Origin of the sequence: Candidatus Neptunochlamydia sp. REUL1 (genome assembly GCF_963457595.1) — a bacterium.
In the GTDB taxonomy this organism is placed as follows: Bacteria; Chlamydiota; Chlamydiia; order Chlamydiales; family Simkaniaceae; genus Neptunichlamydia.
The window spans coordinates 1,604,300-1,616,439 of sequence record NZ_OY735137.1; the positions used below are offsets into that span (position 1 = coordinate 1,604,300).

Annotated in this window: 9 protein-coding genes, 1 other RNA gene and 1 pseudogene; 8 read left to right on the forward strand and 3 right to left on the reverse strand. The window is 42.5% G+C overall.

Features of this window, described 5'->3' with window-relative positions; all coding sequences use genetic code 11:
• Positions 1-15: 15 nt before the first annotated feature.
• From R2I63_RS10725 to R2I63_RS08650, 5 genes and pseudogenes are all read left to right on the forward strand, one after another.
• A pseudogene (locus R2I63_RS10725) lies at positions 16-471 on the forward strand (phosphotransferase); the annotation flags it as partial.
• 61 nt (positions 472-532) lie between these two features.
• Entirely contained in the window at positions 533-1,495 is a 963-nt protein-coding gene (locus R2I63_RS08635; protein WP_316356258.1) for an IS5 family transposase, read from the forward strand.
• A gap of 123 nt (positions 1,496-1,618) precedes the next feature.
• The gene (locus R2I63_RS08640; protein ID WP_316356825.1) at positions 1,619-1,903 is read left to right on the forward strand and encodes a phosphotransferase; all 285 of its coding nucleotides are present in this window, start codon (positions 1,619-1,621) and stop codon (positions 1,901-1,903) included.
• Between the two features lie 37 nt (positions 1,904-1,940).
• Positions 1,941-2,093 carry a hypothetical protein gene (locus R2I63_RS08645; protein ID WP_316356828.1) on the forward strand — a complete coding sequence of 51 codons (153 nt, stop codon included), beginning with the start codon at positions 1,941-1,943 and terminating at the stop codon, positions 2,091-2,093.
• Between the two features lie 698 nt (positions 2,094-2,791).
• On the forward strand, positions 2,792-2,998 hold the full coding sequence (locus R2I63_RS08650; RefSeq protein WP_316356831.1) for a cold-shock protein: 207 nt from the start codon (positions 2,792-2,794) through the stop codon (positions 2,996-2,998).
• Between the two features lie 141 nt (positions 2,999-3,139).
• Here R2I63_RS08650 and ssrA read toward each other — a convergent pair.
• Positions 3,140-3,555: a transfer-messenger RNA gene (gene ssrA / locus R2I63_RS08655) on the reverse strand.
• Positions 3,556-3,715: 160 nt separating this feature from the next.
• On the opposite strand from ssrA, the gene ileS reads away from it, so the two are divergent.
• From ileS to R2I63_RS08670, 3 genes are read left to right on the forward strand one after another with little or no spacing between them, the layout of a single operon-like run.
• A complete protein-coding gene (gene ileS / locus R2I63_RS08660; protein ID WP_316356834.1) occupies positions 3,716-6,793 on the forward strand; it encodes an isoleucine--tRNA ligase in 3,078 nt (1,025 codons plus the stop codon).
• Positions 6,790-7,923 (forward strand): N-acetylmuramoyl-L-alanine amidase, encoded by a 1,134-nt coding sequence (locus tag R2I63_RS08665; RefSeq protein WP_316356837.1) that lies wholly within the window; start codon positions 6,790-6,792, stop codon positions 7,921-7,923. Before ileS ends, R2I63_RS08665 begins: the two co-directional genes overlap by 4 nt.
• On the forward strand, positions 7,920-8,864 hold the full coding sequence (locus R2I63_RS08670; protein WP_316356839.1) for a S66 peptidase family protein: 945 nt from the start codon (positions 7,920-7,922) through the stop codon (positions 8,862-8,864). The genes R2I63_RS08665 and R2I63_RS08670 overlap by 4 nt, the downstream gene beginning before the upstream one ends.
• On the opposite strand, the gene R2I63_RS08675 is transcribed toward R2I63_RS08670, so the two are convergent.
• Both R2I63_RS08675 and lepB read right to left on the reverse strand, forming a co-directional pair.
• Complete coding sequence (locus R2I63_RS08675; protein ID WP_316356841.1) at positions 8,773-10,035, reverse strand: MFS transporter; 1,263 nt, start codon at positions 10,033-10,035, stop codon at positions 8,773-8,775. The genes R2I63_RS08670 and R2I63_RS08675 overlap by 92 nt on opposite strands.
• Entirely contained in the window at positions 10,032-11,882 is a 1,851-nt protein-coding gene (gene lepB, locus R2I63_RS08680; RefSeq protein WP_316356843.1) for a signal peptidase I, read from the reverse strand. Before lepB ends, R2I63_RS08675 begins: the two co-directional genes overlap by 4 nt.
• Positions 11,883-12,140: the final 258 nt, after the last annotated feature.

Sequence of the window (12,140 nt, forward strand, 5' to 3'; positions counted from 1 at the left end):
CCGATCGAAAAATATATGGATAATGAGCAATTAAACATAGATATCGCACTTGTGCGCAGTTTGATGGCCACCCAGTTTCCAAAGTGGAAAGACCTTTTTGTTCGACCTGTTACTTCGGGGGGATGGGATAACAGAACCTTTCATTTAGAAGAGGACATGCTCGTTCGCATGCCGAGCGCCGTGGGATATGCAGCTCAGGTGGAGAAAGAACACAAGTGGCTGCCAAGACTGGCGCCCCATCTTCTGCTTTCGATTCCAACCCCTTTGGAAATGGGTAAGCCCGGGAAGGGTTATCCATGAAAATGATCTATTTATCGTTGGCTTGAAGGGGATACCGTTGCTTCCACTCCAATAGCCGATCTAGGCAAATTTTCGGTGAGTCTAGCTCAATTTCTTGTGGCTTTGCAGAAGGTCGATGCAGCGGGTGGTCCGTTGCCTGGGTTGCATAGCTTTTACCGAGGGGGACTGTTGAGAACTGGCATAATTTTCTAGAATAGTTTAAGCTCTTTCTCTTTTTAGATGGAGGATTCCCATGCAACAAGTTGAGATGATTTGCTTAGAAGACTTGGTTCCAGAAAGCCACAATTACCGTAAATTTGCCAAGATTTGGTCATTTAGTTTTGTGGAGAAAAGACTCAGAAAACTGGAGAAGGACAATCCCCATAAAGGGTATGGCTTGCTGCGGATATTCAAGTGTTTATTGCTGCAGTTTCTGGAGAACTGCAGCGATAGAGAATTAGAACGCTTTATCCAAGAAAACACTGCAGCTCGATGGTTTTGTGGGTTTAACCTGAGAGACAATACCCCAGATCACACAGTCTTTTGTCAGCTTAGAAAAAAAATAGGGACCAATATCTTGTCCAAGATCTTTGCTGATCTAAGAGATCAGCTAAAAGATCAAGGACTTATGAGTGAAGTTTTTACCTTTGTAGATGCAACCCATTTAATTGCTAAAGCGAATTTATGGGAGGAAAGAGATAAGGCGATTGCAGAAAAATACGAGAAACTGAACAACGAAAACATCTCACAATTTTCTGCAGACGTTCAAGCAAAGATTGGTTGTAAAGGGAAGAATAAATACTGGTATGGTTATAAGCAGCATACCAGTGTAGACATGCAGACAGGTCTTATCAATAAGGTTGCGATTACTCCGGCTAATATCACAGATGCCTCAGGTTTCAAACACGTCTGTCCCTCTCAGGGGGCTAGCTATATGGACAAGGGCTATTGTATAAATCCCGCCCCCAGAATAGCTAAGGCAAAGGGGGTACATCTAGGCGCTATCAAAAAGAATAACATGAAGGGCAAAAATAAAGATCAGGATCGGTGGTACAGTTCCGTGAGGGCCCCTCATGAGCGGGTCTTTTCGCAAATAGAGAAACGAGTGCGGTACCGAGGAATCGCGAAAAATCAGTTTTCAAGTTTTATGCAAGCTATTTGTTACAATCTGAAGAGGCTCGCGGTTCTAGATCCCCCAAATTTGTGTCTCTCCTAGGGAGAGGTGTGTCCAAATGGACTGAATTTTCCATTTCTAAACACTTACAAACTACAAAACCTATCAAAAAGCACCTGTTTTTTCGAACTCAAAAGTTTTACATTCTGAAACTTCTGAATCTCTTTGGTTCTAAACAGCCTCCGAGGAGGATCTCTATCGGTTTACGATTCTGATACACGTCGAGCAATAGATCAACTAACAGGAAAAATAGATGTTGAGGCGGCACTTAATGTTTGGGAAACAGCGCTTGCAACTTCTTGGGATCAATCGCTTGTATGGGTCCATGGTGATATCAGTGATGGGAACCTCTTAACAGAAGGAGGGAGGCTTACTGCTGTTATCGATTTTGGTCAGTTGACGGGTCGGGGATCCAGCTTGCGATCTGGCAATTACCTGGACGTTACTTGAAGGCGAAAGTCGAAAAGCCTTCCGCAAGGAGTTACCATTGGATGCTGGAACTTGGGCCCGTGCTCGCACCTGGACTTTGTGGAAAGCTCTGATGACTGCCGCTGGTTTTACAAATCCAAACAACGCTGAACCCAAGCGGTGTTGGCATATCATTGAGGAAGTGCTTGCAGATTACAAGCGAGATGTTTGAGGTCTGTAGAAATTTGCACTATTACCCCAGAGAATTTTTTGTGTTATCCAGTATACGGTGGCTTTTTGCAATATCAAGAGAATTATATGCATAAGAATACAGAAGACTGATGTCCCAAAAATCCTTTCGGTAACCAAAAGAACCACCAAGAGTTATTCCTGGATGGAATTTTGCTTTGTATTTGAGGACGCCAGTATCTTTAAAGGGCTGTATGTGTTCTGTCATCGTGCTTAGAAACTCTGCGCCTCCGTGAGGCGCGATGTACCAGTGTGCAGCGCAGCAAGAGTGTATAAAAAGACAGACAAAAAGGAGCTTCTTCATTTCATGAGAAGTAGCATAGATCGCTTTTTACACACCAATCTCTAGAGCTCATATAGCCAAACGGAAAAGGTGAATTAAATGACTCCACTTTTTAAAGTTGGCAGAGCTCTAGATTATTTGGAGGTAATTGGGTGGGTTCGAAACTTTTTAACTGGAATTTTATCAGCGAAAGAAATAGTCTTAATCATCTAATAATTAATAATATAAGACCCCTCTCTTCGAGGGCGTGAAATTTTTATAAGAGGCTTTGCTTTTAGATTTATCAGAGATAGGCTACAATGTTTCTAAGCTGCTCAAATACATGGGCTCCGCTGGTATAGTTTTATGCTATATCGGTGGGTGTTTTTTAAATTTTTTAAAGCGAGAAAGAAATCCAAATGGCAAAATCCAAAGGTACAGTTAAATTTTTCAATTCACAAAAAGGTTTTGGCTTCATTACCCCTGAAGCTGGTGGAAAGGAATTATTCGTTCATGTCAACAGCCTTGATGTAGATACACAATCTCTAAATGAAGGACAAAATGTTGAATATGATGAAGAAGAAGGCCGCAAGGGTCCAGAAGCTAAAAACGTTAAGGGCCTATAGTAACGAGTTTTCAATGTGGGATTTGTGCTCCTGATAATTTTTCAGAGGCCTGCCTGCATTGTAGATGCGTATATTTGAGCACTTAAGTTTGAATTTCCACTCTAATAAAAAAGACCGAGTATAACTCGGTCTTTTTGTAATTTGGAGGTGGAGAGATTCGAACTCTCGTCCTTAGTAAACTCTATAACAATGCCTACATGCTTAGTTCCTTAATTTATAGTGCAAGCCTTGCTGTAAGGAACCCCACTAAGGGCTCGCACACTTCCTTTAATCTCGAAACACTACCTCTGGAAGTCAAGCGGCAGTGCTCATGCCAAGATCTATGACGACCGTTCCAAGATCCCTGGTCCAATCTCAGAGGGTCGGCTACAAAGACGGGTTAGGTCTTAAGCAGCGGCCGCAGCAACCGCATCTTCGCTAGTGAAACCAGCGTGAGAAGCGATGCTTACAACTTTTTCTTCTTTGACAGTTATGTCGTCTCGGCTTTTTTAAGAGGCCAACCGAATCCTCTGCATGCCATCGGTACTTTGCTTCCAAGTCGAAACCAATGCACCCCCAGTTGTATTATACCACAAATGGATTTTATTACATAAAACTCTCACTACCAGTCTTTTAAGTTTTAGGTGATTCAATGTTAACAGGTTGGGTCTATTGAGGCAAGTATTGATTATTATACGTCGGAATCGTAAACTACTCTGTTTACGTATAAGGCTGGTTATGTTTGAAAATCGCAAGGAAAGTTTCCCAGAAAGAGAAGAGCGGATACAGGCTCTTTGGGAGAAGGAAAAAGTCTTCAAGAAGTCAGTAGATGGGCGCAAAGATGCCCCTCTATTTTCGATGTATGATGGTCCCCCTTTTGCAACAGGGCTTCCTCATTATGGGCACCTGCTTGCTGGAACAATCAAGGATGTTGTCCCTCGCTATAAGACGATGAAGGGCTATCGAGTGCCTCGCCGTTTTGGGTGGGACACCCATGGTCTTCCTGTTGAAATGGAGATAGAAAAAGCCCTCGAGCTTTCTGGGGCAACAGATATTGAGCAGTTTGGAATCGCGAAATTCAATGAAGAGTGTCGCAGTATCGTGATGCGTTATTCAGAAGAGTGGAAGAAGACGGTCAACCGGATGGGTCGATGGGTCGATTTTGACAAGACTTATATGACAATGAATCTCACATTTATGGAGACTGTTTGGTGGGTCTTTGGGGAGCTATGGAAACAGGGACTTGTTTATGAAGGATTCAAAGTGATGCCCTTTTCAGCTCAGCTTGGAACCCCCCTTTCCAATTTTGAGGCAAACTTAAATTATCAGGATGTGGATGATCCATCGATTACAGTTAGTTTTCCACTTGTTGATGATCCAGAAACGTCTTTGTTGATATGGACAACGACTCCTTGGACTCTTCCTTCGAATTTAGCGGTCATGGTAGGGGAGAAACTTGATTACGTTAAAGTCCAAAAGGATAGGAAATTTTACATCTTGGGGAAAGGACGTATTGAGACCTATTTCAAAGATGGTTGCGAAATTATCGATACCTTTAAGGGGAAGGATCTCATTGGAAAGCGTTACTTGCCGATGTTTAATTACTTTGTTGAAGAAGCGAGCCCTAATAGCTTTTCAGTCATTGGTGAGGATTCAATCGGTGAAGATGTGGGAACTGGGATTGTTCATTCTGCACCAGCATTTGGTGAGGTCGACTTTTTTGCTTGTAAGAATGCGGGGATTGATCTTGTTTGTCCTGTCGATCAGAATGGAAAATTCACTGCTGAGCTGCCTGACTTTGAAGGAAAGTATGTAAAAGATGCCGACAAAGAATTAATCAAAAAAATCAAAGAGAAGGGGCGTCTTTTTCATCAAGGAACGATTCGCCATAGTTATCCTTTTTGTTGGCGCTCTGATACGCCTCTAATTTATAAGGCTATAAGTACATGGTTTGTTGCGGTTGAAAAGATTAAAGATAAAATTGTGTCAAATAATGAGCATATTCATTGGGTTCCGAATCACTTAAAGCATGGGCGTTTTGGAAAATGGCTTGAAAATGCTCGGGACTGGGCAATTAGTCGAAATCGCTATTGGGGAACGCCGATTCCTTTATGGAGGAGTCCGGATGGGGATATTATTATTATCAACAGTGTTGAAGAGCTCGAAAAACGGACAGGCAAAACGGTAAAAGATCTTCATCGTCATCACATCGATACACTGACTTTTGAAGAAAACGGGAAAGTCTATACGAGAGTCAGCGAAGTCTTTGATTGTTGGTTTGAGTCAGGGTCGATGCCTTATGCTCAGAATCATTACCCTTTTGAGAACGAAAAAGAGACACTTGATGCATTTCCTGCAGATTTTATTGCTGAAGGGCTTGACCAGACGCGGGCGTGGTTTTACACGCTCAATATCTTGTCGACGGCATTGTTTGATAAGCCTGCATTTAAAAATGTAATTGTGAATGGGATTATCTTGGCTGAGGATGGAGCGAAGATGTCAAAGCGTTTAAGGAATTATCCTGATCCAGAACTTGTGATGAACAAGTATGGTGCTGATGCAGTGCGTCTTTATATGCTCCATAGCCCTGTTGTGCAGGCCGATGATCTTCGTTTTGCGGAAAGAGGGGTGGAGTTGGTGCTTCGCCAGTTTTTGATTCCTCTCTGGAACTCTTATGTGTTTTTGGCGACGTATGCAAATATCTACAAGTGGAAGCCAGGTGGTTTGAAGCCTAAGTGTGCTATTGATCGCTGGATCCTTTCAAAACTGCAGAAACTGATTTTAGATGTTGAAAAGGGGATGGATGGTTACTCACTTAGCCAGGCCGTTGATCCGTTTGTTGATTTTATTGAAGAGCTTACGAACTGGTATATTCGGCGCAGTCGGGGACGATTCTGGGCGGATGAGGAGACGGAGGATCGCGCAGAAGCATTCCAGACTCTCTATAAGGTGATGTTTCAGTTGTCAAAGGTCGCTGCGCCATTTGTTCCTTTTATTAGTGATGCAATTTACCAAGATCTTAGAACAAAAAAGGATCCAATTTCCGTTCATCTCTGTGATTTTCCGGGCTATGATGCGACGTGGCGCGATGAAGTTCTTGAAGAGGAGATGGCCTCGGTGCAAACAGCCGTTAGCATGGGGCATGCTCTTAGAAAAGAACACAAATTAAAGGTCCGACAACCTTTGCCAAAAGTCCATTTGATTTCAAGTGACCCTCGGGTCATTAAACTTCTCAAGGGTCAGGAAAATCTGATTTTGGATGAGCTTAATGTGAAGGCTGTTGAATATCACAGCGATGAAAAGGGATTCGTTGAGGTTTCTATCAAACCTAACTTTAAGACATTGGGGCGGCGTGCTGGACCATTAATGAAGAAAGTTCAAAAAGCGATTCTTTCTTTAGAGCCAAGTGCTCTTGATGGGGGGGATTACGAGTTGGATCTTGATGGGGAAAAGTTTTCCATTACCTCGGAAGATGTTCTTGTTGATCGCAGAGTTAAGGAGGGGTCTGTTGCTGCAACAGAAGGGGTTATGACAATCGCGCTTGATACGACTCTGGATGAGGCTCTTAAACTTGAAGGTTTAGCTCGAGAAATTGTGAACAAAGTTAACACACAAAGGCGCAACATGCGGTTCGAGGTGACTGATCGCGTAAAAATGGTGATTGATACCACACCTCACGTAAGAGAGTGTTTCGATGAATACCGTGAGTATATTACCCATGAGGTTTTAGCTTCTGAAGTAAAATTTGAAGCAACAGAGGGGGAAGAATGGGACTTAAACGGAGAGCGGGCCGTAATTTCGCTTGAAAAACAATGAAATGGGTACTTCTTCTGCTCACTGTTTCGGCGCATTGCTTCTACTATGATTTTGCAGAGTTTGATTCCTTTCAAGGCAGGCTATCAAAGGAGTATGTTACACACAAAATTTCCCACTATCTTCAGTATTCGAAAGAAATAGAGAATTATTTTGAAATTCAAGAGGATGCGCTTGTTATTTTTGCGTCTCCAAAGGATAAAAAAGAGGGTATCTGTGAGTACCGTCTTGCTTTCGGAAATGAAAGTCTTTCATCGCCCCAGTTCAGTTTTGCTAAGCCAATAAGTTCTGCAAGGATCGCCATAGATCCAGGCCATTTTGGCGGCAAATGGGCAAGGCTAGAGGAGCGATATATCGACGTGGTGCATGAAGGGCGCTCTGTGAACTTTGATGAAGGAACATTGTCCTTCTTGACAGCCATGCATCTGAAGAAAATTCTCGAAGAGCAAGGAGCTTTAGTTTTTTTAACTAGAACAAAGGTTGGTGAAGGAGTCTATCCCGAGAATTTTTTTGATTGGCTCAAAAAACACCCTGAATACTGGGAAAAAGGGGTGGCTCTTTCAACGATTTTTAGGCGTCATTATAACCGATTGGACTTGAGAGAAAGGGCAAGGGTCATCAATGAGTATCAACCCGATCTTACGATTGCAATTCATTATAATGCGATTGATTGCGAAGAAACAATTGAACCGATAAAGGACAACTTTAACCTTATTTTCATTCCGGGGGCATTTTGCAGAAATGAGCTAACCTCTGTTGAAGATCGCTTTCATTTTTTGCGTTTAGTTTGTACCCAAGATCTTGAGAGTTCTGCGTATTTTGCCCGCACGCTTGTGGATGTGTTTTCTAAGCACCTGAAGGTGTCACCTTTCACATCCCCTATGCAAAATAGTCTATCGGAAGCAGCTGGAGTATTTAGTCGAAACCTTTGTATCACTCGATTGATTAAAGGACCCATTTGCTACGGAGAGACACTGATTCAAAATAATGAAAAAGAACTCATTAATCTATCTCAGAATGACGAAGTCGTCAGTGGAATTCCTTGTCCTCGTAGGGTGATTGATGTGGCAAATGCTTATTATGAGGCAATTTCATCCTTTTTTAATCCTAGCTTTAAGGAAGAAAAACAATGACTCCGGTTCAAGGAGAACCCCTAAAAATGGGGGATAACATTGCTCTTGTGGCTCCAGCTTCATGGTGTGATGGATTTGATGAGACATCTGCAGCTTTGAAAGAGCGTGGCTTTCAAGTCAAACTGCCACGCAATTTTGAGGAGAGATTTGGCTATTTAGCTGGCACAGATGAAGAGAGAGCACAAGCTTTGATGGAGGCTTGGAAAGATGTGGAAGTCAAAGCGATTTGGTGTATTCGTGGAGGCTACGGATCGGGGCGGATTTTAGATCTTTTAGACTATGACTATATTCGGGAGCATCCCAAGGTTTTCATAGGGATGAGTGATATCACAGCTCTTCATATTGCTTTGATGCAGAAGGCGGGTCTCGTCACATTTTTAGCTCCCGTTGCAAAGTGGACATTCGATTCAATGAAGGATACGCAACTTTTAGAGCAGGGAATATGGGATATTGTCAGTGATGGAAGAACAGGTGTTTATGAAAACCCTCTGGAATGTGAAACAATAGTAGGTGGAAAAGGAGAAGGGATTCTTGTAGGAGGAAATCTTGCTCTTATTACTGCTCATATCGGAACGCCGTGGCAGCTTGATACAGCAGGAAAAATCCTTATTCTTGAAGATGTAGGGGAAAAAGTTTATCGGGTTGATCGGATGCTCAATCAGTTAAAGCAAGCAGGGATGACAGATAACTTGGCAGGGTTGGTTCTAGCTTCATGGAATAATTGCGAGCCTGATATAGAGGATGGTTGGACAGTTGAAAAGGTTTGTAGAGAATATTTTTCTGATGTTTCTTATCCTGTAATTTCAGGATTTCCCTCAGGTCACATTGAGTCTCAGGTCACCTTGCCTCTTAATTGTCGCTATGCACTTGATGGGGATACTGGGAAGGTAGAACTTTTGGAACCGGGCGTAGCATATACAAAACGCCCGTTAAACCAATAACGATTCCGATTCCGAGAATTGTCAAAGGAGGGAAAAAACTGCAGCAGATGCCACCAAGAACGGGGGCAACAAGGCCGCGGAGTCCAACCATGAGAATGTTCACACTCGAAAACTTTGAGCTATCCTCATCGACAGCAAAAAGGGTTCCAGAAAGATGCCAGATAAGGTTACTTCCTGCCTGGGCTATTCCGTAGAATAAAAAGGCAATGTTTACCCAGAAGATATTGGACATGGCAAAAAGGAGGGTAAATGGGAAGAGACTAAACCCCAGGATAATGAATGCTGTGAGGCGATTTAAAGAGATACGGTTAATTCCTCGCCTCCATAAAAATGAGGTGAAAACGACTCCAACTCCCATCCAAATATAACGGGCAATCGCCAAATTGTTATGAGTAAGACTAAGAGTGTCAGCATAGTAGATATGAATCGCAGGAGTCATAAACATCAGAGCAAATCCTCCCAGCATAAATCCCCACTGGAAGCGGGCAAAATCGGGGCGAGAGCGCATCAAATGGATCGAATCTTTTATTGGTTGCAAGAGACGATTTGAGGAGATGGGCAGGATATTGTCGTCTTGCTTTAGGTTTTGAGGAAGAGGGATACGCATTTGAATGAAAGTGCTAGTCAAGGAGAAAATTGCTGCAAGCGCAAATAGGATCTGCCAAGACCCTTCATAGATATCGAGAAGTTTTCCCACAAAAAGACCCAAGCAAATACTTTCTATAAACCCGAGAACATACAGGTGGGAAAAGAGTTTTTCGCGGGGTTCCTTTTCAAGGTTAAGCTTAAGAATTTCTATTTTTGAAGGGATGCAGGCTCTTGAAAACAACTGATAGACTCCAGCACACAAGATAACGAACCAGACGTTGCTAATAAAAGGCAGGCAGAGGAAGGGGATAAAAGAGAGAACCCATGCTCCCATAAAATTAGAGAGAAGTTTGCTTCTTTCTCTCAGTAGATTTGCACTCCAGTAAAACGATAAAACTGAGAGGACGGGGCGAAGTGTCGCTAAAACTGAGATCTGGAAGGCTGTGGCATTTAAGTCTTTCCGCAATATAAATAAAAGAAGGGTATAAAAAGCGACGAAAGGTTCAGTTGCAATTTGCATCCAGATAAAAGCGAAGCGCGTTGAAAAGCTGCGCGACTTAAGAGTTTTTTCTGGGGTACTCATTCGATTTTCTGAGGGAGTTTGTTCCACTTGCGATGAACAATATAGTACGTACCAAAGCCAACAAAAGCGAGGACCCAAACAACAAAACGAGGAGAATTAAAGAAAGGATAATCTACTTGCAGAATGGCTCCAAAACGAGGGCCTGGAGGCCAGAAAATATAATCTGGGGCTCCTCGAATATTTTCTTCAGGAACGAACCCAAAATCGCGGCTGTCTGCACTCATCGCGTAGTTATCTCCTAGAGCCATATAGCGGCTCACTGGGATCGTAATTCCTTTTTGTTGGAGAAGAGCTGTATCAATCTCTCCTTCACTCGTAAGGGGAGGGCCAGGATCATCAAAAGGAATGTGAGGGCGATAATTGGGGGCCGCCTCTTGACGGAGGTATTCTTGCTGAATAAACTTTAATAGGATGGGGTCATCTTTTTTAATCATAGAGGCTCCCATTGCAAAAAGGTCTCCATCCCGGTAGTAAACATAGCGAGAAGGGAGAAGGTATTGATCCTTTGTATAGGGAGCGTAGAACGTCATCCACTCGATTCCTAAATTATAAAGGAGTTGCATCCGCTCTGGTGTAAATTGATAGAGAGGGTGGTCCTTTGGAAGTTCGGTTATAATCCCTCCAAAGCGTACTTGATAGCCTTTCCCATAGTAAAACTCATAGGTTCCATTTGGAATGCCTGGGAGCTTGGGACTCGCTTGGCTTAGCTTTGACCCATACCGGTAAGCATGCCCATCTTTTACGATAAAGCGCGCGGTGTAGAGGTTACTCATCAAAGTATTTAAATGGTCCTGTGACAGAGGAATCACAGAGGATGTTGTCCCTACGCTGGGGACCAATCGTCCCATTGGGTCTTTCTCGATTTTAGGATGTTTAACAGTTGGATGGTGGATGATTTCCATATAGAGAGGAGCTTTTCCCAGTTGAGTTAGGGGCGTACCTGTATATTTCTCCACCTCGCGATCGGTTAACAGGCGGGAAACACCATAATCACTAAAGCCCCAAAGCTCATAGTAATCTTCAACGGCTCCCTTGAAAGGGGGAAGCATTTCTCCAATGACTTTATTGGTAGACCCTAATGAGAGTTTTGCAACAGCTTTGTTCATTTGCTTCAGAGTGACTGGGGCATAAATGCCGCCCTGTGCTTTTTCAGGTAGGATCATTTTCCCATTCAAATAAATATAGGGGACATGATCAATCTTGCTTAAGAACTCAGGATTTAAGTCCTTTGAAATATCATTTCCATTTTTGTCGATTCCGTAGATTTTACCCCCATAAAAATAGAGGATATCTCCAGGTTTTCCAATGAGACGTTTTACAAACTGCTTTTTTCCAGGGAAGAGATAGAAATAAAGAGTGTCTACATCATGGATATCCATTCCCGCACCAGTGAAAACGACTGTTCCATTTCTGAGCACAAGGTCAGGATCAAAAAGGAAGTGTCCTCGTTTCAATGGAATGTTGATGCCATATGTGGTCTTTGAGACAACAAGACGGTCTCCTTCTGCAAGCGTTGGTCTCATCGAGCCAGTCGGTATCTCATAGAGTTCAAACCACATGGTTCGAATGAGGACCGCGACCAAAAGAGCGAGCCCTAGCCCAACAATAAAATCTCGTATGCGCTCTAGTGGACTTTTTTTGAGATAAAGAGTTAAGAACTCTTCTGCTTCATGGGCTATTTCTGAAGCTTGTACGCGGTCCTTCTCAAGAATTTGTTCCTGAAGGTTAGTCAAGGTTTGGACAACTTCCACTCGGTGAATTTCTGATAGAACTTTCCGTTTTCTTCGGTAGAGTTTTAGGATATGGCGGAAGATGTGAAGAGATTTCTTTAATCGATATATTTTCATAGAGCAGATTCTAATGCATCAAAACATAAATGTACACGTGAGACTCTTACATGACAGGGTTAATGTGGAAAACTTGTTCATAACTGTTTCTGCGTGAGAATTGCATTTTTCCGATTGTTGTAAAGTAAAATTTTCATAAAGAAATTATTGATGTTTTGTAACATGTTCTTTATCAAATACTAACAAATTCATTCGTAGAGAGAGAGAGGGTTCATTTTTTCAAGTTCATTTTATTATTTTTGTATTTTATTTTATGTT